Source organism: Gordonia terrae, assembly GCF_051789125.1.
In the GTDB taxonomy this organism is placed as follows: Bacteria; Actinomycetota; Actinomycetes; order Mycobacteriales; family Mycobacteriaceae; genus Gordonia; species Gordonia terrae_A.
This window is the reverse complement of record NZ_CP196526.1, coordinates 4,999,765-5,023,209: the sequence shown is the minus strand read 5'-3', so window position 1 is coordinate 5,023,209 and position 23,445 is coordinate 4,999,765. Positions and strand designations below refer to the sequence as shown.

Here is a 23,445-nt window from a genome sequence, read left to right as displayed (position 1 = left end):
CGCAGCTGTTTGGACGTATGAGTCGCCGGTTCACACTCGATCAGTAACTTTACGATGTATCTAGTATTGTGCGTGCAGACCCCGGAGACCTGGGTCACAAACTTCCCGGCGCCGCCCGTCCTTTCACGTGGTTCTCCCGGCGCATCTGCTGACAGAAAGGAAAACCCATGTTCGAGAAGGTGCTGGTGGCCAATCGGGGCGAGATCGCGGTGCGGGCGTTCCGCGCGGCGGTCGAACTCGGTGCGACGACGGTCGCTGTCTACCCCCACGAGGATCGCAACTCGGTGCACCGGGCGAAGGCGTTCGAGTCCTACGAGATCGGTGAACGCGGGCATCCCGTTCGCGCCTATCTCTCGGTCGACGAGGTGGTCCGCACCGCGGTCGCCGCCGGAGCCGACGCCGTCTACCCGGGGTACGGCTTCCTGTCGGAGAATCCCGCGCTGGCACGCGCGTGTGCGGCTCAGGGGATCACGTTCGTCGGACCGTCCGCCGACGTGCTGGAGCTGGCCGGCGACAAGTCGCTGGCTGTGGCCGCGGCGGCGGAGGCGGGCCTGCCGGTGCTGTCCTCCTCGGCCCCGTCCAACGATGTGGACCAACTGGCGGCGGCAGGCGAGGAGATCGGATTCCCCCTGTTCGTGAAGGCGGTCGCCGGCGGGGGTGGTCGAGGCATGCGCCGGGTCGACCGGCCCGAGGGTTTGCGCGCGGCGATCGAGGCCGCATCGCGGGAGGCGACGACGGCCTTCGGCGACGGGACGGTGTTCCTGGAGCGAGCGGTGGTCGACGCCCGGCACATCGAGGTGCAGATCCTGGCCGACGCCACAGGCGAGGTCATCCACCTGTACGAACGGGACTGTTCGCTGCAGCGGCGTCATCAGAAGGTCGTCGAAGTGGCACCCGCGCCCCGGCTCGAACCCGAGATCCGGGACCGGATCTGTTCCGACGCAGTCGCGTTCGCCCGACACATCGGTTACACCTGCGCGGGCACGGTGGAATTCCTGCTCGGTGCCGACGGCCGCCACGTGTTCATCGAGATGAACCCCAGAATCCAGGTCGAGCACACGATCACCGAGGAGATCACCGACGTCGACCTCGTCGCGGCGCAGATGCAGATCGCATCCGGGGCGACTCTGGCCGACCTCGGTCTCGCCCAGGAGTCGATCGAGATCCGCGGAGCCGCCGTGCAGTGCCGGATCACCACCGAAGACGTCACCGACGGATTCCGGCCCGACACCGGCCGGATCACCGCCTACCGCACCCCGGGCGGCTCCGGAGTGCGACTCGACGGCAGCGTCGGGCTCGGCTCCGAGGTCGGTTCGCACTTCGACTCGATGCTGGTGAAACTGACCTGTCGTGGACGGGATCTCGCCACCGCCAGGGCACGCGCCCAGCGGGCGATCGCCGAGTTCCGGGTGCGTGGGGTCGCCACCAACATCCCGTTCCTGCAGGCGGTTCTGGCCGACGAGGACTTCGGCGAGTGGCGGGTGACGACCTCGTTCATCGAGTCCCGGCCCGACCTCCTCGACCAGCACGCGTCGGCCGACCGCGGCACCCGAATCCTCCGCTACCTGGCCGACATCACGGTGAACCGGCCCAACGGCGAGCGCCCGTCGGCGGTGTATCCTTCCGACAAGCTGCCGGTCGTCGATCTGTCGAGCACCCCGCCGGAAGGGTCGCGCGACCGCTTGCGCCGCCTGGGCCCCGCGGCCTTCGCCGCGGAACTTCGCGCGTCAGACGCACTGGCGTTGACCGACACCACCTTTCGGGACGCTCATCAGTCGCTGCTGGCCACCCGTGTTCGCACCCGAGACCTGCTGACGGTTGCACCGTACGTCGCGCGGATGACCCCGCAGCTGTGGTCGGTCGAGGCCTGGGGCGGGGCCACCTTCGACGTCGCGCTGCGGTTCCTCAAAGAGGACCCCTGGGAGCGGCTGGCGGCCTTGCGGGAGGAGATGCCCAACATCTGTCTGCAGATGCTGCTGCGCGGCAAGAACACGGTGGGGTACACGCCGTACCCGCGGCAGGTCAGCGACGCGTTCGTCCGCGAGGCGGCGGCGACCGGCGTCGACGTCTTCCGGATCTTCGACGCGCTCAACAACGTCGACGCGATGCGCCCGGCCATCGACGCGGTGCGCGAGACGGGGACCGGCGTGGCCGAGGTCGCGATGTCCTACACGGGCGATCTCGGCGATCCGGGCGAGACCCTGTACACACTGGACTACTACCTCGCCCTGGCCGAGCACATCGTCGAGGCGGGTGCCCATGTGCTGGCCATCAAGGACATGGCCGGTCTGCTCCGGCCCGGGGCCGCAGCAACGCTGGTGCGCGCATTGCGATCCCGGTTCGATCTACCGGTGCATCTGCACACGCACGACACCGCGGGCGGTCAGCTCGCCACGTACCTCGCGGCCTGGGAGGCCGGCGTCGACGCCGTGGACGGGGCCAGCGCTCCCCTGGCCGGGACGACCAGTCAGCCTCCCCTGTCGGCGATCGTCGCCGCGACCCGGCACACCGACCGCGACACGGGAATCGCCCTCGGTGCGACGTGCGCGCTGGAACCGTACTGGGCCGCGGTGCGGGCCGCGTACGCACCGTTCGACACCGGGTTGCCCGCGCCGACCGGCCGGGTCTACGCACATGAGATCCCCGGCGGCCAGCTGAGCAATCTGCGGCAACAGGCACTGTCCCTGGGACTGGCGGACAGATTCGAGGACGTCGAGGCCGCCTATGCCGGTGCCGACGCCGCCCTGGGCCGGCTCATCAAGGTGACGCCCTCGTCGAAGGTCGTGGGCGACCTCGCGCTCGCGCTCGTCGGTGCCGGCGCGAGCGCCGAGGAGTTCGCCGCCGACCCCACGGCCTACGACATCCCGGACTCGGTGCTCGACTTCCTGCGCGGAGACCTGGGCGAACCGGCGGGCGGCTGGCCCGAGCCGCTGCGCACGCGCGCCTTGGAGGGCCGGGCGGAACCGCGTCCGGCGCAGGAACTCACCGACGACGACGTCCTGGCGCTCGAGGGGACGTCGACGGAACGCCGCGGCGCCCTGAACCGCCTGCTCTTCCCGGCGCCGGATCGCGAGTACCTCGAGCACCGGCGGACTTTCGGCGACACCTCGCGGCTGTCGACGAACCAGTTCTTCTACGGACTCCGCCAGGAGGAGGAGCACCGCGTCGAACTGGAGAAGGGGGTCGAACTGCTCATCGGGCTGGAGGCGATCTCCGAGGCGGACGAGTCGGGGATGCGTAACGTGCTGTGCATCCTCAACGGACAGCTGCGACCGGTACGGGTGCGGGACCGGTCGGTCGAGTCGACGAAGCGGGCCGCGGAGAAAGCCGACCGCAGCGACCCGGGACACCTCGCCGCACCCTTTGCGGGCGTGGTGACGCTCGCCGTCAAAGAAGGCGACGAGCTGCGACGCGGTGAGCCGGTCGGCACCATCGAGGCGATGAAGATGGAGGCGACGATCAGCTCGCCGTGTTCCGGTGTGGTGCAACGGGTCGCGGTGTCGGGGTCGGCCGAGGTCGACGGTGGTGACCTGCTGCTGACACTCGCCCCGCACTGATCGCGAGCGAATCCGGGCCCGCGCCAGGGGTTCTGGGGCGGGCCCGGATTCTTCTCGTCAACCCGTCTCCGGCACTGCTGTACGCACCGGAGAAGACGGAGATCAGCCGGCGACGACGCCGTCCACGAGTGCGGCCGCAACGGTCTCGACGTGCTGATCGACGTCGCCCCACAGCAACTGGTTGGTCTTCGCTCGCCGGAAGTAGTGATGCAGGGGGTGCTCCCAGGTGAAGCCGATACCACCGTGCACCTGGATCGACTCCTCCGCAGCGAACATCGCCGCACGGGAGGCCAGGACGCGCGCGGTGGCCGCCGCGACCGCGAGTTCCCCGTCGCCCCGGACGTCGGCCGAGGACGCGTCCAGCATGGCGGCCTCCGCGAGCTCGATCGCCACGAGCATGTCGACGAGACGGTGTTTGATCGACTGGAACGACCCGATGATGCGGTCGAACTGGGTGCGGTGCTTGCAGTAGTCCACCGACATGTCCAGGCACGCACGGGCGGCGCCGACCTGTTCGGCCGCCACCGCGATCATCGCGATCGACCGGACTCGCGCCAGCCGGGTCTCGGCGTCCGGGCCGGTGATACGCCGTGCCACGGCTCCGTCGAACTCGATGCGTGCGAGTTCTCGTGTCAAGTCCAGGGTTTCGAGTTCGGACCGGTGCAGGCCGGTGGCGTCGGCGGCCAGCACACCCAGTTCGGTGCCCGACTCGGTCGCCGTCACGACCACGAGCACGTCGGCACGCGCTCCGTCGACGACCGCGTGCTGAGAACCGTCGAGAACGAGTGTGTCCTCGTCACGTACGACGGCGCGCACCTCGGAGGTGGTGATCCCGGGGCCGGTCACCAGCGCGGCGACCCTGCCCCCGGAAGCGATGTCACCCAGTACGTCCCGTGCGGCGTCGGAGCCGGCGAGCAACAGGGCGTGACCGGCGAGCACCACCGACGACAGATACGGCGCCGTGCCCATCGTCCGGCCGAGCTCGGACATCACGACCGCCACGTCCTTGAGGCCGGAACCTGCGCCGCCGACGTCTTCGGGGAACGGGATCCCGGTGAGACCCATCGTCCGGAGTGACTGCCACACATCGGTGCCCGGGGCGGTGTCGTCCCACGCGTCCGCGAGGGCATCGCGCAGATCGCGCTGTTCAACCGTCAATTCGAGAGGCATGGTGCTCCTAGCGGGGTTCTCGCGGCAAGCCGAGGCCGCGTTCGCCGATGATGTTGCGCTGGATCTCGTCCGAACCGCCGGCGATTCGGTAACCCGGTGCGCCGAGAAGGTGCTCGGTCCAGGCGAACGTGCCGGGTTCGCCGGTGTCGGCCAGGATTCGGGTGCCCAGGAACGTCGCGGCCGCGTCGCCCACGCGTTTGAGATTCTGGGTCCACACGAGCTTGCCGATCGAACCCTCGACTCCGGGGACGGCGCCGGCCTGTTCGCGTTCGGCGTTGCGCGCCACCATCAGTGCCGACGCGCGCTCGTAGATGGCCGCGTCGCCGAGACGCTGCCGCACCAGCGGATCGTCGGCGATGCCCAGTGTCCGGGCCAGGCGGACGAGGTCGGCACTGTTGCCTCCGGCGCTGACGATCCCGGCGCTGGAACTGCGTTCGAATCCGAGGACGGTGAGCGCGACCTTCCAGCCGTCACCCTCCGCGCCGATCCGCATCTCGTCCGGGATCTCGACGTCGTTGAGGAAGACCTCGTTGAAGGTGGAGCCGCCGGACATCTGGCGGATGGGCCGCACGTCGACCCCGGGGGCGTCCATCGGCACCATGAACGCCGTCATGCCCTTGTGTTTGGGGACGGAGGTGTCCGACCGGGCGATCAGCAGTCCCCATTCGGAGAACTGCGCGCCCGAACTCCACACCTTCTGCCCGTTGACCCGCCAGGTATCTCCGGTCCGCACCGCCTTGGTGCGCAGACCGGCGAGATCGGAACCGGCGCCGGGTTCGGAGAAGAGCTGGCAGCACAGCTCGTCGGTGCGCAGGAAGGATCGGACGAAGCGCTGCTGCTGATCCGGCGTCCCGAGTACGTGCAGTGTCGGCGCGACCAGATCGACGGTCACGAGCACGTTCTCGTGGCGATCGGGCGCCTGGTACTCGCGCTCCATGTTCACGTACACCCGCTCATGACTGGCGCTCAGCCCGGGGCCACCCCATTCGGGACCCCAGGTGATCGCGCCGAAGCCGGCGTCGACGCGTCGGGCCTGCCATGCGCGCGCGGCATCGATGAGGGCGCGCTCCTCGTCGTGGGTCCGGTCGTGGAAGATCGCGTAGTTCGGCTCGTCGGTGGCGGCGGTACGCGGCGGCAGGTTGGCATCGAGCCAGGCTCGGCACTCCTGGGCGTACTCGTCGGGTGTCGCGGTCGAGGTCGGCGAGGTGGCGGTCGATGTCATCGTGATCAGCCCCTGGCCAGGTCGGCGACCTGTGCTTCGACGGCCGTCTTCGAATCGGGGTGTTCGGAGAGCCGTACGGTGAACGACTGTTCGAGCTCATAGCCGCGCCGGATGTCGAGGTCCTCGCATCCGTTCAGCGACTGCTTGGCGAGCACGATGGCGTGCCGGCTCTTCGCCGCGATCGACCGGGCCCGCGCTACGGCGATCTCCATCAGCTCGTCATGAGCGACGACCTCGATCGGCGCACCCCAGTGCGCCAGTGTGGCCGCGTCGGCGGGTTCGGCCGTGAGGAACATCCGGCGCATCGCCTGCTCGGGCAGCATCCGCGCGGTGAACCGGCCGCCACCGAGGACGCCGACGTTCATCTCCGGAAGTCCGAATGTGGCTCGTTCCGAGGCGATGACGAGATCCGACAGGGCGACGAAGCCGAATCCGCTTCCGAGGGCGGGGCCGTTGACCGCCGCGACGACGGGCAGGTGACAATCGCGGATGCTGAACAGCGCGCGCCTTGCGCGTCGCATGGCGATGTCGCCGCTGATGGTGGACATGGTCCGGAACTCATTGATGTCGTTGCCCGCGCAGAAGATGCGACCACGCCCGGTCAGGACTATCGCGCGCACCTCCTGGTCGTCGGACAGAGCGTCGAAGGTGGCGGCGATCTCGTCGTACATCTGCCCGTCCACGGCGTTGACCTTGCCTCTGGCCAGCTCGACACACGCGACACCGGACTCACGCATCGTGACCGAGAGATGCTCTGATGCAGTAATTGTCGTCATCTCGTATGCCTATCTCTCGTGAGCCGCGCCGATCTCACCGCTCCGCTGACGGCGCGGTGCGCACGGACGGCGGGTGCGAACAGATCGTGATGGGCTCACGGTATCGGAGCACAGTAAATATGTACAGAGTTCTCGATGTAGAAACTGCAGGGCCCGGATAACCGGCTTGTTCGCGAACCACCGGACGCCGAGGTCGGTAAGGTATCGACACCGACCGACCTGCGCACACACGGGAGACCCATGACCGTCGCCGACGAGCCCGACACCCGTCAGCCTCGTGGACAGAAGATGTCCGCGCGGGTGGCCAACATGGTGGCCGACGAGATTCTCGGCGGCGGCATCGTCGAGGGCCAACGGTTGCCCACCGAGAAGGAGATGGTCACTGAGTACGGAGTGGCCCGGACTACGGTGCGCGAGGCGCTACGGTTGCTCGAGAGCCGCGATCTCGTGACGATCAAGGCCGGGATCGGTGGCGGCCCCATCGCCAAGCGGCCCGAGCTCGATTCCCTCGGCAACATCATGAAGCTCTTCCTGCAGATCAACGGCGCCAACATCAGCGATGTCATCGACGTGCGGCTGATGCTCGAACCGATGGTCGCGCGCGCCGCGGCGCAGAACGTCACCGACGATCAGCTCGATGCGATGCAGGCCGCGCTGGACCGGATGCGTGAGCATCCCGAGGACCACGACAACTTCCAGGAGAACAACGCGGCCTTTCAGCGCGGTGTCTACGAGGCTGCGGGCAATCCCGCCCTGCGGGTCGTGATGGAGACGCTGTGGCTGCTCGTGCGCGACGCCGAGCCCGACGAGCACCCGATCGCGACGCGCCTGGCGGCCTTCGAACTACAGCAGGACATCCTCGATGCGATGCGGGCCCGCGACGTCGAGGCCACCGCGGCGGCGATGGACGTGTTCAACCAGGAGTCGGCCCGGTACTACCGTCGCCGGTTGCGCGAGATCATCTCCCGGCCCGTGCGCTGGCAGATCTGAGCGGTCACACCACCCGCCGCAGAACTCCCGGCACCACGTCGTCGTCGGCGGCGAGAGCGAGGACCTCACCGAATCCGGCGACCAGGCAGTCCGCGAACAACTCGAGGTCGGCGATCGCCGCACCGTCGGAATTGATTCCGAGACAAGCGATCCCGTTGTGGGTGATCATCGTCGCCATCATCGCGCAACCCGGCAGCGGCCCGAAGGGGAACATGCGTTCCACCTTCGCGCCGGCCACATAGGTGTCCCAGGGGATTCCGGGGACGTTGCTGGCCTGCAGGTCGTTCTGGCTGGTGGTCCCGCTGAACTGCATCAGCACCGACCCGGGCAACCACGCCATCACCGAACCCAGCGTGTTGAAGATGTCGACCGCGGGTTCGTGGCGGGCCACGCGCACCTGCTCGCGGATCGTGAGCACCCGCTCGAAGGGATCGGCGATGCCGACCGGGCCGGCCAGGCGTCCCACGGCGATGCGATTGCCGCCCGCGGGATCCTCCGGGCGACGTACCGAGATGGGGATCGCGACCGGCATCGTCTCCACCGGAGAGCCCATCTTCTCGTGGTAGAGACGGAAACCGCCCACGAGCCCGGCGAGGTACACGTCGTTGATCGAGGCGTTCGTCGCCGCTGCCGCCGCCTTGAGGTCGGCGAACGGAACCTCGAAGGCACTGAATCTCCATGACAGGGAGCGGTGTGCGAGTAGTGGCGACCCGGGTGGGCTGACGAGCCCGGCGACCCTCGGCACCGAACGCCCGTACCGCAGCGCGGTGCTCAGGGCGCGGCGAGGATGAGCAAGCGCCCGGACACCTTTGACGGTGGTGTCCAGCCGATGAGGGATGCGTCGAACCTCTTCGCCGAACTGGCGGCGGAGGAGATCCAGCGTGCCGATGTTGACCGGCTCGGGGCTCGGCGGCTGCGGTTTGCGTGGATTGTGTTCGCGTGTGGGCGAATGCAGCTGTGCGAGTCCGATGATCGCCCCGAGACCATCGGTGAGCGCGTGGTGCGCTTTCAGGAAGTACGCGGCCCTGCCGTCGGGGAGCCCCTCGATCAGGATGCCCTCCCACGGCGGTCGGGCGGCGTCGAGTGCGGTCATCGCGAGTTGCTCACAGGTGGTGAGCAACTCGCGCATGCTGCCGTCTCCGCCGAGGCGGATCCGACGCAGATGGTAGTGCAGGTCGAAGTCGGGATCGACTGCCCAGCTCGGTGTTCCGGTACCGAACGGTGAGTCGACGACGCGCTGCCGGAACCGGGGCGCCATACGACTGGCCCACTCGTGCGCGGCGACCAGCCGATCCCAGTCCGGGTCGCAGTCCCAGATCTCCAGCATGCAGATGGTGCCTCGCATGCGCCGGTCGGTGTCACCGCGCCACATGATGGTGTCCACCGAGCTCATATGGGGTTCGCTGGCCCAGTCGAGCGGGCGGTCGTCGTCCTGCGTCGGTTCGGTGTCGCTCACACTTCCCTCTCCTCGGGTACTTCCACCGGTGGTTCCGCCGAGTCGTCCGCGAACCGCCCGAGTGGCCAGTCGGCAAGCGCGGTGACGTACAACTGCCGCACCTCTTCTGCTCGCGCCCCGATCTCGTCGGCGCTCCAGTCGTCGGTCGGCACCGGTGGCAGAACCATCACCTCGACCGTCCCCGGTCGGATGAGTTGCGAACCCCGCCACATCAGTTCACCGGTGTTGCGCAACACGACGGGGACGACGGGGACACCGGCCTGCATCGCGATGTGGAACGGGCCCTTCTTGAACCGGCCGATACGGGGTGTCGGCGAGCGGGTGCCCTCGGGCGCGACGACCAGCGACATCCCCTGTTCGCGCAGGGCCTTCACCGCAGGTGCCAGCTGTTCGATCGCACGGCCTGGGTCGGCCCGGTCGATGAACACCAGGCCCGCCTGCTGGAGGATCTGCCCGATCACCGGGACCCGCTGTACCTCCTTCTTGGCGACGCCCGTCGCCTCCGATCGGACGAGGTTGATCATCACCGGGAGATCGAGTTTCGACTGGTGATTGAACAGGAACACGCACGGGCGGGCCGAGGTGAGGTACTCACCGCCGTCGAGAACCTGCACGCGGACACCGGCGAGGGCGAGTCCCACGTCGGTTCCCGCGGGCAGTGCTTCGACGAGCGCGGCGGGATCGCGGCGCAGCAAGCCGCTCGTGACACCCACGGCCGCCGAGGCGAGGAACGACCCGTAGAAGGCGCCGGTGCGGGCCAGCATCCCCGCCCGGTTGTACGTCGGATTCTTGAGGTCGATGATCGGCCACCCACGGGATTCGGCCTCCGCCCGAAGGATTCGGCGCGGCGAGACCGCCGCCGGGTTGCCCACCGACTCCAGGTACGGGATGTCCTCGTTGCCGTCGCTGTAGGCGAAAGACGCCGCGAGGTCGATGTCGTTGGCCCGCGCGAGGCTCCGGACCGCGGCAGCCTTCCCCGGCCCCCAGAGGGGACGGCCCCGGATGTTGCCGGTCACCACCCCGTCGATCACCTCGACGTCGGTGGCAAGGGCGAAGTCGGCGTCGATCTCGCGCGCGATCGGTTCGATCTGGAACCTCGTGGCCGACGACGCGATGACGATGGTGTGGCCCATCTCCCGGTGCGCGCGCAGGATCTGCCACATCTGGGGCCGCAGCTTGGCCGCGGTCTCGTATTTGAAGAGATGCTCGCCGAACTCGATGAGCTCCGCGTATGTCTTACCCGCGAAGGTCGGACGCGTGGCGTCGAGCACCTCCGCGTAGTCCTGTTCGGAGACGACGCCGCGCAACCCGATGAGGAGAAAGTCTGCGAGCTCGCCGAAGCCGAACTCCATGCTGCGCAACCGCGCACGCATGATGGCCGCTGCCGAGAACCCCTCGATGAGCGTGCCGTCGTAATCGAAGAGGGCGGCCACCTTCTTTCCGGTGGGTGCGGCACGGATGGCCCGCATGCGATCGGTGAAAGCGCTCACGGTGCGACCTCGGACCACACCGCGGGCTGGATCTCCTCGATCGACGCGATGCGCGCGAGGCGTTTACGCATCGATTCCACCTCGTCGAGCCAGCTGTGCCGTGCGGCAGCGACGTCCTCGTGGTCCTCGCCATCGATCAGGCCGCGGTTGTCGGCGAGCTGGTAGCAGCCGTCGTACAAATCCTTCGACACCGAATCCTTGCTCCGCACAACGCCTTGCAGTGCGAGCTGGCGGCCGAGTCCGAGGCAGTCGGCGATCAGGTCGTCCTTCTCGCGGGCGCTGTCCCCGAGCTCGACGAGCCTGGTCGCGAACACCAGCTGGGCATCGAAGAACGGCTGCAGGGTGCGACGTGCGAGGAGTCCGCCGGTGTGTCCGTGCAGTACCTCATACGTCCACTCCTGGGTCGGGGTGACCGCGCGCCAGCCGGGGGCGAGGAAATCGAGTTCGAGGCCGAGGCGGTGCAGGAACTCGGTTTTCGGCGGGAAGAAGAACTCGAACTTCAGCAGATCGCGGATGCGTAGGGCTTCTCGTTGGGACGCGGCGAGCAGTCCTTCGTCCACCGATGGCCCGCTCCCGGTCGCAGTCGCCTGCTGCGCGTGGTCCTCGGTGCCACCGGTGTGGTCCGGTGCCGGATGGTGGCCCGCCCGGACGTCGCCTTCGGCGACCGCGAGCATCGCGACCTCGACGATCGCGCGGTCGACGAAGTGGTGCAATGCGCCGTTCCGGTAGTACGCGGCGACCGCATGATTGTCCGCCACGATCGACCAGACCGGTTCGGAGCCACCGTCGTAACAGCTCACGACCCCGTTGCCCGCCAGGACCCGGAGGGTCTGGGCCAGTCCGGTGCCCCGGCACAGCGCCGGGTCGGGACCGGGAAGGTCCCGGCGGTCGATGTAGTCGAGCAACGGCGCGAGGATCGCCTCGATCTCGGCGAGCGTGTAGGCACGGTCCTGTGCGCCCAGGAGTGCGAAACCGGCGAGCGACGTCGCCGAGATCGGTGTGGCCGAGTTGATCTCGTCCATCACGCGGAACGCCACCTTCTCGAGTCGCGCGCGCCCTTCACCCGCGTCGTCGAGCGCGGCACGCAAGGAGATGGGGGTGCCGAACCGTACCCGCGCCTCTCCCAGGTAGTTTCGCTGGGCCTTGGCATAGCGCAGCAACCACCCGACGCCCTCCGGCTTCTTGGTGCCGCCGGCGTCCTCGGCGGCCATCGCGCCGATCTCCTGCAGCTGGTCGTAGACGATCGACGTCGGCACGATCGTCACATCGGCCTCCTCGAGTTGACCGACCGCGTCGACGACGTAGGTGAGCAGTCCCAGCTTCGGCTTGCGGAGTTTGCCCGTCCGGCTGCGACCGCCCTCGATGTACCACTCCAGGTTGAAGCGCTTCTCGACGATGTAGGCGAGATAGGAACGCATCGCGAACTTGTAGACGGGGTCGGCGCCGAACTTGCGTCGGATGAAGATCATCCCGGCCCGCCGCGCCACCGGCCCGACCGGCCAGAACGACAGGTTGTTGCCGCCCAGCACGAGGTTCGGCGGAAAATCGTTGTCGCGCAACACCGTGGCGAGGACCAGGGGATCGACATAGGACCGGTGTGACGGCAGGAACACCAGACCGGTCGACTTGTTCAGGGTGCGCAAGGTGTTCAGGTTGTCGACGTCGACGGTGACGTTCCAGGCGCGTTCGTGCAGTCGGCTGAACGTCGCCGAGAAGATGTCGTCCATCAGTCGGCTCTGCGTCGCGACGAACGTCGACAATTTGTCGGTGGCCTCGGCGACCACCGCATCGGTCGGTCTGCCCAGTTCTGCGGCGAGCTTGGCTGCCGAAGTCTGGAACCGCGATGAGCTGCTGATCTGTTCAGCCACCAGCCGGGGCACCTTGTAGCGGTCGCCGACGATCTGACGTTCGGCGCGTTCGGCCGACATCGATGCCTGGAACACGACGAACTCGGCGAAGGGCTCACCCTCCGCCTGGTGCTGCGAATAACGTTCGCGCAGTTCCGCGATCGTCGCGGGTGCACCGGCGACGACGCGGAGACTGTCGGGCCGGCGCTTGCGGATGATCGGCTGCACGATGCCGAGCGGGCGTCGCGGATTCGACAGGACCAGTACGTCGCCGAGAGTGACCCGTCGCTCTCCCTGCCGGACCGCAGGCAGCCATACTGCGCGGACGGGCACGAGAAGGGTGTTCGGCGACAGTTCGTCGAAGTCGATGTCGACCGCCGGGCCGACGATGCGGGCTTGCGGGTAGTTGGCCGACGTCCAGTCGGTCACCGCCCGGATCTCACACGCCGTTCGGGCCTTGGTCAGGACCACCACCGGATCGGTCACTCGCATCACCCTCACGTTCCATCGGTCCGTGCCGACCTCCGCGAGCGACGTCGCCGCGGTCGCGGGAGAGGCACCACGCCTCATTGTGACGCCGCCGACTTCAGGTGGGGACTGTTTCGGTCAGGACCGATGTCGAGCTGGGGTGACGGCTTCTGCGCGATCGACGCCAGCTCGGGCGGGGAGAAGAATGTCCACATACGACGAAGCGCCCCGCCTGACCGAGGTCAGAGGGGGCGCTTCGCGAAAGTCAGGAGCTCAGAGCGCGCTGACGTTGGTAGCCTGGGGGCCCTTGGCACCCTGCTCGACGTCGAATTCGACGCGCTGGTTCTCTTCGAGGTTGCGGAATCCGCTACCGGTGATCGAGGAGTAGTGGACGAAGACATCTGCGCCCTGATCGTCGGGAGCGATGAAGCCGAAGCCCTTTTCGCCGTTGAACCACTTGACGGTTCCCTGTGCCATACTGCTGTACTTCTTTCTTCAGTTCAGCGACCATCGAGACCGACAGCCGCCTCTCAACTCTTTCACACATACCGGCCGTTGCGAAACCCCAGGGCGAATTTTGTTCGCCCGAGTCCCCGGGCCTCGAGGCCCTCCCACATCGACGTCGCTCGGAATACCGGGCGCGCCGAGCGCCTTGAACCTCGACAGGGCCGCGTGACAGGCGGCCGCCGATGACGAGACCCGGCCACCGTCGCATCACGACGGCGCAGTCGCCGGGTACGGAGAAAGGACACACCCTATGGCAGTCCCCACCATCACGCTCAACAATGGAATCACCATCCCGCAGTTGGGATTCGGAGTCTTTCAGGTCCCGCCGGAGGACACCCGCGAGGCCACTCTCACCGCTTTCGAGGTGGGGTATCGGCACATCGACACCGCCGAGATGTACGGCAACGAGAAGGGCGTCGGTGAAGCGGTCCGCGACTCCGGACTCGCCCGCGACGAGATCTTCGTCACCAGCAAGCTGAACAACGGTTTCCACGACTACGACGACGCGCTCAAGGCGCTGGACGGCACTCTCTCGGACCTGGGCCTCGAGCAGATCGACCTCTTCCTGATCCACTGGCCGCTGCCCGAGGTCGGCGATTACGTGCAGACGTGGAAGGCCCTCGAGAAGGCCTACGCGGACGGCAAGGCGCGGGCCATCGGCGTATCCAACTTCCAGCAGGCCCACCTGCAGCGGCTGTTCGACGACACCGACGTCGTGCCCGCCGTCAACCAGATCGAGGTGCATCCGTACCTCACGCAGACCTCTCTGCGCGCTTTCAACGCCGAGCACGGTATCGCCACCGAGGCGTGGTCGCCGATCGCACAGGGCAAGGTGGTCGACGATCCGGTGATCACCGAGATCGCCAAGGCGAAGGACCGCTCGGCCGCGCAGGTGACCCTGCGCTGGCACATCCAGCGCGGCGACATCGTCTTCCCGAAGTCCGTCACCCGCGCACGCGTCGAGGAGAACTTCGCGCTGTTCGATTTCGACCTGTCCGACGACGAGGTCGCCAAGATCGACGCACTCAACGCCGACGAGCGCATCGGGCCGGACCCGGACACGTTCAACTACGTCCCGGAGTGATTCAGCGGCGCGCCGGCTCCGTCCAACAGCGCGCGTGCGAAGGCGCCGGCGGCCTCGATGTCGCCGGCGTCGGGCCGGCCCTTCCGAATCCCTCCCAGGGGTCGAAACGGCCACCAGGTGTCGATTCCTCGACACGAGAAGGTGCCCACCACCTCGTAACCGCGGTCCTCGAGATCGTCGGCCAGCAGCTTCGAGTACTGGCGGAACCTCGGCTCGGGTAGTCCGCTCGTGGAGAACACGAATGCGCGTGCGCGCTGTCCGTGCGGCACTGACTCGACAAACTTGCGCACATCGCGGTGAAAGTTCAGGTTGTAGATGCCGGAACCGAATCCGATGAGGTCGTAGGCCGCGAGATCGACGAGGTCGACGTTCCCCGGTGTGACGACCCGGGCGTGCAGAACCGACCCCATGGCGTCGGCGACCAGTCTGGTGTTGCCATGACTCACCGAGGTGCACACAATCAGAGCTTTCATCGTGTCGTTCCTTTCATCGGGCGACTCGTGGGGAGCGATGGAGGGAGTTCAACTTGTCCGGGTTGCGAATCGCGTACAGCCCTCGGATTCGGCCCTCGACCACCTGGAACAGCAGCGCGTAGTCGCGTCGGTCCCCGTTCCAGAACAGTGCCGTCGGCATCGCGTTGCATCGGATGAGCTCGACTCGAAGCGTCGGTGGACTGGTGCGTGCGACCCCGATCGAGAAGCGAGCCACGTCTTCGCTCCCGGTGAGGGGACGGCGTGCAGCAGCGACCTTTCCGCCGCCATCGGAGATCTGCACGACGTCGGGTGCCAGCACGTCCATCAGTTCCTGGAGGTTGCCGCCTTGGGCCGCCAGCAAGAAGCGGGCGACCAACTCCTCCGCCTTTTCCGGTTCGGGCTCGAAGCGTGGGCGGCGTGCCTGCACGCTCTGTCTCGCGCGGTGAGTGAGTTGCCGGACGGCCGCCTCGCTCTTACGGGTCATCTCCGCGATCTCGGCCGCGGAGAAGCCGAACACCTCTCGAAGCACGAAAACGACACGCTGCTCGGGTGTCAGTGATTCCAGCACCACCAGCATCGCCATCGAAAGCCCCTCGGCGAGAACGGCGTCCGCGTCGACTTCGGATGCGGTCACCAAGGGTTCGGGAAGCCAGTTCCCGATGTAGGTCTCGCGGCGTCGACGGAGGGTACGCAAATGATTGAGGGACTGACGGGTGACGGTCTGAACCAGATACCGTCGGAGATGTTCCACGCCTCCGAGGTCGACTCCGCGCCAACGGAGGTAGCTCTCCTGGAGGATGTCGTCGGCATCGCTGACCGAGCCCAGGATCTCGTAGGCGAGAGTGAACAGGAGCGGCCGGAACTCCATGAACACCTCTGCGTGGTCCCTCGCGGCGGACTCGGCGGGCGACATCGTCTCGTCGCTCATCCGTTGACCACCTCCCCGCTCGAGCGGGACGCAGGGCCCGGCACCCAACGGTAGGCCCGAGGGTGGCGCATCGCCCACACAGTCGAGCGACAGACCAGTTCCTTCATCGTTGCAGCGGTGCTCCCCGACAACCGCCATCGCGCCGATGAGTCGTCACGGTGAGTGCCCTGCACGATCGCCGAGTGCCGTCCCAGGCTCACTGCCTGAGCGATGAAGCCCATCGTGAACGGCTGTGGCTCAATACCTTTCACAAGGCGGATCGCCGTGTCGGCCGCGTGCGCTCCCATCGGCAGGGCCGCCTGGCAACTCATCCGAAACGGTGTTCCGGCGAGCACGACCGCGTCTCCGGCCCCGATCACCCTCGAGTTTCCGGCGCTGATCAGCTTCTGGTCGACACGGAGACGTCCGAGGGGGTCGGTGGGCAAGCCGCTGTGCCGAGCCAGATCCGGGATGCGGAATCCGCTCGCCCAGACGGTGCAATCGCTCGCGAACTCCCTTCCGGCGTTCACTCGCACAGCGTCATCGGTGACCGCGGTGACATGGCTCCCCGTCGTGACGGCGACACCGAGCTTGTCGAGTTCGCGGATCACTCGTTGCCTGCTGCTTTCGGGGAGGCCGTCGCAGATCGTGCCCGCGATCAATCGAACACTGAGATCGGACCTGGCAAAGGCGATTTCCGCGGCGGTTTCCACTGCGGTCAGTCCACCGCCGATCACTGTCACCGGCGCGTTGCCGGTCAATGAGCGCAGACGGCCGGTCAGCGCAAACGCGTCCTCCGGCACCCCGATCGCGAAGCCCGCGCCGGTCGACCCGGGCGGATCACCGCTGCCCACTGCATAGATCAGGACGTCGAAGTGACGTATGTCCCCGGTCGACAGCATGACCTTCTGATCCGTGATCTCCACGGCGCGGTCTCGCACGACGGTGACCGAGTCGTTCAGGACCGTGTGGAGCGGGACCACAGCCGATGATGTACCCGCCGCATGTTCGTGCAGGCGGATTCGCTGTACGAACCGCGCATGCGGGCATATCACTGTCACCCCTGTGTCAGGAGAGCCCGAACCGGCGATGCGGTTGGCGGCCATGACCCCCGCGTAACCTGCCCCGATGACCACAATCTGGACCACCGCACCCTCCTCGTCTGGAGATCCTCGTCATCCAAGACACCTACCGAGGGTCGAGACGTGACGGGCAGCGGAGTGAGTTAAGTCACAGTGCCGGCTGGTTGTGCACGCGCGGGCGTGTCAGCGGTCGCGCGTCGGCTTCGTGAGCGACGCCCGCAACTGGCTGAATCGGAACAGTGCGGGCTTCCCGACCACCGCCTCGTACCGGTCGATGACGTCGCCCACGAACGCCTCCCCATCGCCCGCCGGCAGGCGGCTCGTCCAGTCCGACGCGCCGACGGCGAACCAGTCGCGGAAGTCGGCCACCGAATCGAATTGCCAGTCCAGGTCTTTCACCGTCACGGCGTCGACGGAGAAACCGGCGTCGCCGGCGAGTTCGCGAAACCTGTCCGGCCTGACATGCACGTAGGGTGTCTCGAAATCCGAGAAGAAGCCGCGCCAGCGTGCCCCGGTGGCGACCTCCATGGCCACGTCTTCGATACTCGATCGTTCTGTCGCGCAGACCATCTGGAGTACGGCACGACCACCCTCGACGAGACTCCGCGCGATCCCGGCGAGCGCGGCACGCTGGTCGTGGACCCAGTGCAAGGCGTTGAACGACACCGCGATGTCGAAATCCCGGTCGAAGGGCAACGACAGGACGTCGTCCACGTGGAACTGCACCCGCAGGTTGTCCGCGGGCACACGTGCCAGCGCACGCTCGATCATCCGTCGCGAGGCGTCGACCCCCACGACCGTCCCCGACGGCAGACGCTCGGCGAGGAGCATCGTGATGAATCCGTCGCCGCAGCCGATGTCGAGAAGGCGCTCGTCGCCCTCGAGTTCGAGGTCGCCGATCGACTCTTCCGCGACCATGCGCTGCAGGGCGCTCACGTCGGCGTATCGCGCGCCGTCCCAATCGACCATCGTCACTCCTCGGTTACACCGGATGTGCGCACATTGTCCATCGCCGACGCGTGGTGGGCGGCGGGTTCGGGATCGACGTCGCATGCGACTTCAGTTCGGCCGCGCGACCTCGATCGAAGTCGCATCGACGAAACGAGATCGCATGCGACCTCGATCCGGCTCACGCGAGTAGGCGCCACAAGCCGATCAAGCCTACGACGACGATCACCGCGCGCAACGCTCGCGGCGAGAGTCGTCGTCCGTAACGGGCGCCGATGACACCGCCCGCCAGCGATCCGATCGCGATGACCGCCGCGGCCGACCAGTCGATGCGGTCGAATGCCACGAGCGTGTAGGTCACCGCCGCGACCACGTTGACGACCAGCGACAGCAGATTCTTTGCGGCGTTCATCCGCTGGAGATGGTCGGGCACCACGACGCCGAGGATGGCCATCAGGAGGATGCCCTGCGCGGCGGTGAAATAGCCGCCGTAGACGCCGACGGCGAACGTGCCCGCGACCATCAGGACGAGACGGACAGGAGTGAGTCGGACTGAACCGGGCAGGTCTGACACCGGGCCGCCGGACACTGGGCCGCCTGACACCGGGCCGCCGGACACTGGGCCGCCTGACAGCGGGCCCTCCGACAGGGGGTCGGCTCGGTCCGATCGCGCACCTGCCCACTTCTGGATGCGGGGCTGAGCGACCACCAGCACCAGCGCCCCGACCAGCAGGATCGGCACGATCGTCTCGAACACCCGCTCGGGCAGGTGCAGCAACAACCAGCAGCCGACGAGTGCGCCGCCGAAGCTCGCCGGTATCTGCCATCGCAGGCGCGGCCACTGACCCTCGAGCTCCCGCCGGTAGCCCCAGGTCCCGGACACGCCACCCGCGACGAGGCCGATGGCGTTGGACATCGTCGCCGTCACCGGAGGTACGCCGAATGCGACCAGTGTCGGGAACGTGATGAGTGTGCCGCTGCCGACCACCGCGTTGATCGCTCCCGCTCCGACTCCGGCGAGGAGGACGGCCAGCAGTTCCCACGTGGTCACGATGTGTCGCGCCTAGTGGGCCGCGGCGTCCTTCTTGCGACGCGGGATCACGTGGAGGACGGCCACGATGATGGCGCCGACGACGAGTCCGACGATGGCGGAGAGCACCGTTCCGGCGGTCCAGGACAGCACGGAGCCGAATCCACCGTGGACGAGATGGCCGAACCAGTGCTCGACGTCATGGAGCCGGTCGGCGGGCCAATGGAACCCGGCTTCACCGACGTTGACGAGCAGGATGTGTCCGCCGACCCACAGCATCGCGGCGATGCCGACGACGGTGAGGGTCGACATGATCTTGGGCATCGCGACGACCAGACCGCGCCCGATCTTCTGGAGCGTCGTCGACTCCCGCTGGGCGAGCGACAGCCCGACGTCGTCCATCTTCACGATGATGGCGACCACACCGTAGACGAGGGCGGTGATCAGGAAGGCGACGACGATCAGTACCGCGAGGCGGGTCCAGAACGGCTCGGACTCCACCGAGGACAGCGAGATGACCATGATCTCGGCCGACAGGATCAGATCGGTCCGGATGGCGCCGTTGACCATCGTCTTCTCGAACTCGGGTCCGCCCTGGCCGGCGGTGGTCGTCTCGGCGTGATGACCTCCGCCGACCGCCTCCCACACCTTCTCCGCGCCCTCGTAGCAGAGGAAGAGGCCGCCGGCGATCAGCAGGTAGGGGAGCGCCTGGGGCAGGAACTGGCTCAGGATCATCGCCACGGGCAGGATGATCAGCAGCTTGTTGCGGATGGAGCCGATGGCGATCTTGCGCACGATCGGCAACTCGCGGTCGGGGGTGAATCCGTCGACGTAACGCGGGGTCACCGCGGTGTCGTCGACGACGACGCCCGCTGCCTTGACACTCGCCTTGCCGGCTGCTGCCCCGATGTCGTCGAGTGACGCGGCGGCCGCCCGGGTGAGGGTGGCGATGTCATCGAGCAAGGCGACGAGACCACTGGCCACGGGAACCTCCGGGTTCGAAGAAAGAGTTCCCGAACAGTATGCCGAACCGGCGCGGGCGAGGTAGGGGGCCTCTCCCCCGAGGGGGATCGACCCCTCAGGATCGGGCCGGGGTCGTCAGGACGTCCCCGGCGGCCCGGTCGTCCTCAGGCCGCATCCGTCGCCTGATCGTGGCCAGCGTGATCAGGCCGATCGCACTGGACCCGATGAGGAAGTAGGCGGGTGCGAGCGAGTTGCCGGTCCGGTCGATGAGCCAGGTGGCGATGTAGGCGGCGGTCCCGCCTGCGAGCACCGTCGACAGGTTGAAACCGAGCGCGACGCCGGTCAGTCGGACCCTGGTGTCGAACAGCGAGGGGAACAGCGGTGCGGTACCCACCTGGATCAGTGGAGTGCAGAGGGCGAAGAGGGCGAACGCGATCGCGGCCACCGCGAGTCCGTGGCCTGTCATCAACGCCATCGCCGGGTAGGCCAGCACCGCCGCGGTCAACAGGCCGGCGATGACGACGGGCCGACTGCCGAAGCGGTCCACCAGGATTCCCGCCAACGGCATCGTCGCGGCGATGAACACGATGACCCCGGCCGCGGTCCAGGTGACGGCGGTCTGGCCGTATCCACCCTCACGCACGAGGTGGATGCCCATGTAGGTGAGCACCATATACCCGGTCGCGTTCTGCGCGATCCCCAGTCCGAAGACCTGCAGTACCTGGAAGGGATGGTGGCGCAGCAGATCTCGGAGCGGTGTCTTGGGAACTTCACTCCGGGCGGCGGTCTCGGTGAACTCCGGGGAGTCCTCGATCCGGGTCCGGAGCCAGAGGCACAGCACCAGCAACGGCAGGCCGGCGACGAACGGGATGCGCCATCCCCAGCTCTCCATCTGGGTGTCCGAGGTCAGCGCCGAGGTCGTGGCCACGACGATCGCGGCCAGCGCGAAGCCGCTGTTGGAACCGAGCGCGACGATCGACCCGCCGAGTCCCCGGCGCTTGGGTCCGACGATCTCGTAGACGTAGGTCAGTGCACCGCCGAGCTCTCCACCCGCCGAGAATCCTTGCAGGAGTCGGGCTATCACCAGCAAGGCGGGCGCCAGGACGCCGACGGCGGCGTATGTGGGGAGCAGCGCCATCAGCGTGGTGCCGACGCCCATCAGGATCACCGAGACGAGCAGGGCGCGTTTGCGGCCGAAGCGGTCGCCGAGGCGTCCGAAGAAGATGCCGCCGATCGGGCGCATGAGGTAGGCCGACGCGAAGACCGCGAGGCTCGAGAGCAGTGATGCGGTGGGGTCGTCACTCGGGAAGAACAGCGGGCTGACCACGACCGCCAGGTAGGCGTACACCGTCAGGTCGTAGTACTCGACGACCGTTCCGATTCCGGCGGCGACGACCGCTCGCCGGCTCCGTTGATCCTGCGTTGCCATGAGGTCTCTTTCTGGGAGGGGACGCCAGTGCGGCCGACCTAATATGTACATATTTAGTGAGACGTGCGTTACTCTAGAACGCGTCACGAGAATTCGGCAAGAGTCCCCAGAGGAATCACCATGCGTCCCACGCACTCTCCACACCCCGACCTCGCCGCCCGGTACCGCGCGGCCGGACACTGGCAGGGTCGAACTCTCGACTTCTTCGTCGAACGTGCGGCGGCGCTGTGTCCCGACGCCGTCGCAGTCGTCGACGGGACCCGGCGTCTCACGTTCGCCGACGTCGAGCGCGGCTCGCTCCGGCTGGCAGCGGCACTCTCGGCCCGTGGTGTCGGACCGGGTGACGTCGTGTCGTTCCAGCTCCCCAACTCCGCCGATGCCGTGCTCGTCTTCCACGCGATCCACCGGCTCCGTGCGGTCGCGAACCCGATCGTGCCCATCTATCGCGAGCGGGAGGTCGGTTTCATCCTCGATCAGGCCGGCACCAAGGTCGCGTTCGTGCCCGGAACGCACCGGGGTTTCGACCATGCGGCCATGTATGCCGCTCTGCGACAACGGCTTACCGAACTCGACCTCGTGGTGACGACGGGCGGTAGCGCTGCACCCGGGGACGGCACGATCGGTCTCGACGAGCTCCTCGCCTCGGTGACGCCGGACATGATCGAGAAGGTTCGCTCGCTACCTCGCGCGGACGCCGACGACATCTGTCTGCTGCTGTACACCTCGGGAACCACCGCCGATCCGAAAGGTGCTCTGCACAGCCACAACACGCTGGTCTTCGAGAACACCTCGATGATCGAGACCTTTGGACTCAACGAACGCGACGTCATCTTTAACCCGTCGCCGGTGACGCACGTGACCGGGGTGAACTGTGCGCTGACATTGCCGTTCCTCCTCGGCGCCCGGGTGGTGCTGCAGGACCTGTGGGATCCCGAAGTGGCGCTGGACAATGTGCTCTCCGAGAACGCGAGCTTCATGATCTTCGCGACGCCGTTCCTGCGGGGACTGCTCGACGCGGCCACGGCACGCGACGTGCGGACTCCGTCGGTGCGCTACATCATCTGCGGCGGCGCCGACATCCCCGATTCCCTGACGACGGGAGCGTCGGAAGTGCTCGGTACCGTCACCAGGATGTACGGCGCGACGGAGGGCCCCTCGGTCACGTCGTCGAATCGTTGGGACCGTCCGCGACTGCGAACCGGAACGGACGGGCGGGTGCTGACGCCGACCGAGGTGATCGTGTCCGACGGCGCCGGGGGCGCGGCCGGTGTCGGCGCGGTGGGCGAGGTGCTCTGGCGCGGACCCGACACCTTCCTCGGATATCTCGACGCGTCGCTCAACGCGGAGGCGTTCACCGACGACGGCTTCTTCCGCAGCGGCGACCTCGCCCACTTCGACGCCGACGGCGGCATCCACATCGTCGGGCGGATCAAGGACATCATCAACCGGTCGGGCGAGAAGATCAGCGCCCACGACGTCGAGAACGAGATGAGTGAACACCCGGCGGTCACCGAGGTCGCCGTCGTCGCCGGACCCGACCCCCGCACCGGCGAACGGGGGTGCGCCTTCGTGGTGACCCGCGACGGTGCCGATCTGACCCTCGATGAGGTGCGAGAGTTCCTGTCCGCGCGCGGAGTGGCGATGCAGAAGGTTCCCGAGAGCGTGTTCGTCGTGGATTCGCTGCCGAAGACGGCGAGCGGGAAGATCCAGAAGTTCGCACTGCGGGATTGGACGCGCGACCGCGGCACCACCCCGCCGCAGATGCGGTCGGTGACCATCTCCGCGTCACACGAGCGATAGGCGACACGGCCGCAGCCGCCGATCTGAGGACGCGGGTTGTCAGACTTGATAGCCTGTCGCCACGAGTTCGCCTCGTCCTGCCCCGCAGTGGGGTCGCGAGCGGTGGACCGAGTGCACCAGCAGTGAACAGCGCAGCGCGAAAACCGATTTGGGTGAAACGGACATCCGTCGATCGGCTCGGCAATATCCTGCACCTGTATCGCGGCTGGTGACGAAGGTGACCAGAGGTGCGTCGAGCGCGCAGCC

At 67.4% G+C, this 23,445-nt stretch carries 18 protein-coding genes; 4 read left to right on the top strand and 14 right to left on the bottom strand.

Features of this window, described 5'->3' with window-relative positions; genetic code table 11:
• Positions 1–167 precede the first annotated feature (167 nt).
• The gene (locus tag ACSUZC_RS22870; protein WP_439030725.1) at positions 168–3,557 is read left to right on the top strand and encodes a pyruvate carboxylase; all 3,390 of its coding nucleotides are present in this window, start codon (positions 168–170) and stop codon (positions 3,555–3,557) included.
• Positions 3,558–3,659: 102 nt separating this feature from the next.
• Here the strand turns inward: ACSUZC_RS22870 and ACSUZC_RS22865 are convergent, their stop codons facing one another.
• From ACSUZC_RS22865 to ACSUZC_RS22855, 3 genes are read right to left on the bottom strand one after another with little or no spacing between them, the layout of a single operon-like run.
• On the bottom strand, positions 3,660–4,727 hold the full coding sequence (locus ACSUZC_RS22865) for an acyl-CoA dehydrogenase family protein (protein ID WP_439030724.1): 1,068 nt from the start codon (positions 4,725–4,727) through the stop codon (positions 3,660–3,662).
• A 7-nt stretch (positions 4,728–4,734) separates the two neighbouring features.
• Positions 4,735–5,949 (bottom strand): acyl-CoA dehydrogenase family protein, encoded by a 1,215-nt coding sequence (locus tag ACSUZC_RS22860; RefSeq protein ID WP_439030723.1) that lies wholly within the window; start codon positions 5,947–5,949, stop codon positions 4,735–4,737.
• Between the two features lie 5 nt (positions 5,950–5,954).
• A complete protein-coding gene (locus tag ACSUZC_RS22855) occupies positions 5,955–6,725 on the bottom strand; it encodes an enoyl-CoA hydratase-related protein (protein ID WP_439030722.1) in 771 nt (256 codons plus the stop codon).
• Positions 6,726–6,965: 240 nt separating this feature from the next.
• Here ACSUZC_RS22855 and ACSUZC_RS22850 point away from each other — a divergent pair, with 240 nt between their 5' ends.
• On the top strand, positions 6,966–7,715 hold the full coding sequence (locus tag ACSUZC_RS22850; RefSeq protein ID WP_439030721.1) for a FadR/GntR family transcriptional regulator: 750 nt from the start codon (positions 6,966–6,968) through the stop codon (positions 7,713–7,715).
• 4 nt (positions 7,716–7,719) lie between these two features.
• On the opposite strand, the gene ACSUZC_RS22845 is transcribed toward ACSUZC_RS22850, so the two are convergent.
• The 4 genes from ACSUZC_RS22845 to ACSUZC_RS22830 all read right to left on the bottom strand — a co-directional run bounded on the left by ACSUZC_RS22845 (position 7,720) and on the right by ACSUZC_RS22830 (position 13,453).
• Positions 7,720–9,108 (bottom strand): wax ester/triacylglycerol synthase domain-containing protein, encoded by a 1,389-nt coding sequence (locus tag ACSUZC_RS22845; protein WP_439033208.1) that lies wholly within the window; start codon positions 9,106–9,108, stop codon positions 7,720–7,722.
• A 59-nt stretch (positions 9,109–9,167) separates the two neighbouring features.
• The gene (locus ACSUZC_RS22840) at positions 9,168–10,661 is read right to left on the bottom strand and encodes an HAD-IB family hydrolase (protein ID WP_439030720.1); all 1,494 of its coding nucleotides are present in this window, start codon (positions 10,659–10,661) and stop codon (positions 9,168–9,170) included.
• Positions 10,658–13,000 carry a 1-acyl-sn-glycerol-3-phosphate acyltransferase gene (locus tag ACSUZC_RS22835; RefSeq protein WP_439030719.1) on the bottom strand — a complete coding sequence of 781 codons (2,343 nt, stop codon included), beginning with the start codon at positions 12,998–13,000 and terminating at the stop codon, positions 10,658–10,660. The genes ACSUZC_RS22840 and ACSUZC_RS22835 overlap by 4 nt, the downstream gene beginning before the upstream one ends.
• Before the next feature lie 249 nt (positions 13,001–13,249).
• A complete protein-coding gene (locus ACSUZC_RS22830) occupies positions 13,250–13,453 on the bottom strand; it encodes a cold-shock protein (RefSeq protein ID WP_004020476.1) in 204 nt (67 codons plus the stop codon).
• A 280-nt stretch (positions 13,454–13,733) separates the two neighbouring features.
• Between ACSUZC_RS22830 and ACSUZC_RS22825 the strand changes: the two genes are divergently transcribed.
• Entirely contained in the window at positions 13,734–14,567 is an 834-nt protein-coding gene (locus ACSUZC_RS22825; RefSeq protein ID WP_439030718.1) for an aldo/keto reductase, read from the top strand.
• On the opposite strand, the gene ACSUZC_RS22820 is transcribed toward ACSUZC_RS22825, so the two are convergent.
• The 7 genes from ACSUZC_RS22820 to ACSUZC_RS22790 all read right to left on the bottom strand — a co-directional run bounded on the left by ACSUZC_RS22820 (position 14,552) and on the right by ACSUZC_RS22790 (position 21,399).
• Positions 14,552–15,040, bottom strand: coding sequence for a flavodoxin family protein (locus ACSUZC_RS22820; protein WP_439030717.1), 489 nt, complete (start codon positions 15,038–15,040; stop codon positions 14,552–14,554). The genes ACSUZC_RS22825 and ACSUZC_RS22820 overlap by 16 nt on opposite strands.
• Positions 15,041–15,053: 13 nt before the next feature.
• Complete coding sequence (locus tag ACSUZC_RS22815; protein WP_439030716.1) at positions 15,054–15,968, bottom strand: RNA polymerase sigma-70 factor; 915 nt, start codon at positions 15,966–15,968, stop codon at positions 15,054–15,056.
• Entirely contained in the window at positions 15,965–17,083 is a 1,119-nt protein-coding gene (locus tag ACSUZC_RS22810; RefSeq protein WP_439033207.1) for an NAD(P)/FAD-dependent oxidoreductase, read from the bottom strand. Before ACSUZC_RS22810 ends, ACSUZC_RS22815 begins: the two co-directional genes overlap by 4 nt.
• Positions 17,084–17,212: 129 nt before the next feature.
• Positions 17,213–17,998 (bottom strand): class I SAM-dependent methyltransferase, encoded by a 786-nt coding sequence (locus ACSUZC_RS22805; RefSeq protein WP_439030715.1) that lies wholly within the window; start codon positions 17,996–17,998, stop codon positions 17,213–17,215.
• Between the two features lie 160 nt (positions 17,999–18,158).
• Positions 18,159–19,028: a sulfite exporter TauE/SafE family protein gene (locus ACSUZC_RS22800; protein ID WP_439030714.1), complete on the bottom strand. Its 870-nt coding sequence runs from the start codon at positions 19,026–19,028 to the stop codon at positions 18,159–18,161.
• Positions 19,029–19,040: 12 nt separating this feature from the next.
• Positions 19,041–19,991 carry a DUF808 domain-containing protein gene (locus tag ACSUZC_RS22795; protein ID WP_439030713.1) on the bottom strand — a complete coding sequence of 317 codons (951 nt, stop codon included), beginning with the start codon at positions 19,989–19,991 and terminating at the stop codon, positions 19,041–19,043.
• A 94-nt stretch (positions 19,992–20,085) separates the two neighbouring features.
• On the bottom strand, positions 20,086–21,399 hold the full coding sequence (locus tag ACSUZC_RS22790; protein WP_439030712.1) for an MFS transporter: 1,314 nt from the start codon (positions 21,397–21,399) through the stop codon (positions 20,086–20,088).
• A gap of 120 nt (positions 21,400–21,519) precedes the next feature.
• Between ACSUZC_RS22790 and ACSUZC_RS22785 the strand changes: the two genes are divergently transcribed.
• Positions 21,520–23,199, top strand: coding sequence for an AMP-binding protein (locus ACSUZC_RS22785; RefSeq protein ID WP_439030711.1), 1,680 nt, complete (start codon positions 21,520–21,522; stop codon positions 23,197–23,199).
• Positions 23,200–23,445 lie beyond the last annotated feature (246 nt).

Bases quoted from the DNA above. Each gene is read 5' to 3' on its own strand.
- ACSUZC_RS22790 (WP_439030712.1), bottom strand. From the start codon at position 21,399: ATGGCAACGCAGGATCAACGGAGCCGGCGAGCGGTCGTCGCCGCCGGA.
- ACSUZC_RS22845 (WP_439033208.1), bottom strand. From the start codon at position 9,108: ATGAGCTCGGTGGACACCATCATGTGGCGCGGTGACACCGACCGGCGC.
- ACSUZC_RS22815 (WP_439030716.1), bottom strand. From the start codon at position 15,968: ATGAGCGACGAGACGATGTCGCCCGCCGAGTCCGCCGCGAGGGACCAC.
- ACSUZC_RS22860 (WP_439030723.1), bottom strand. From the start codon at position 5,949: ATGACATCGACCGCCACCTCGCCGACCTCGACCGCGACACCCGACGAG.
- ACSUZC_RS22785 (WP_439030711.1), top strand. From the start codon at position 21,520: ATGCGTCCCACGCACTCTCCACACCCCGACCTCGCCGCCCGGTACCGC.
- ACSUZC_RS22835 (WP_439030719.1), bottom strand. From the start codon at position 13,000: ATGCGAGTGACCGATCCGGTGGTGGTCCTGACCAAGGCCCGAACGGCG.
- ACSUZC_RS22830 (WP_004020476.1), bottom strand. From the start codon at position 13,453: ATGGCACAGGGAACCGTCAAGTGGTTCAACGGCGAAAAGGGCTTCGGC.
- ACSUZC_RS22850 (WP_439030721.1), top strand. From the start codon at position 6,966: ATGACCGTCGCCGACGAGCCCGACACCCGTCAGCCTCGTGGACAGAAG.
- ACSUZC_RS22820 (WP_439030717.1), bottom strand. From the start codon at position 15,040: ATGAAAGCTCTGATTGTGTGCACCTCGGTGAGTCATGGCAACACCAGA.
- ACSUZC_RS22855 (WP_439030722.1), bottom strand. From the start codon at position 6,725: ATGACGACAATTACTGCATCAGAGCATCTCTCGGTCACGATGCGTGAG.
- ACSUZC_RS22870 (WP_439030725.1), top strand. From the start codon at position 168: ATGTTCGAGAAGGTGCTGGTGGCCAATCGGGGCGAGATCGCGGTGCGG.
- ACSUZC_RS22865 (WP_439030724.1), bottom strand. From the start codon at position 4,727: ATGCCTCTCGAATTGACGGTTGAACAGCGCGATCTGCGCGATGCCCTC.
- ACSUZC_RS22825 (WP_439030718.1), top strand. From the start codon at position 13,734: ATGGCAGTCCCCACCATCACGCTCAACAATGGAATCACCATCCCGCAG.
- ACSUZC_RS22805 (WP_439030715.1), bottom strand. From the start codon at position 17,998: ATGGTCGATTGGGACGGCGCGCGATACGCCGACGTGAGCGCCCTGCAG.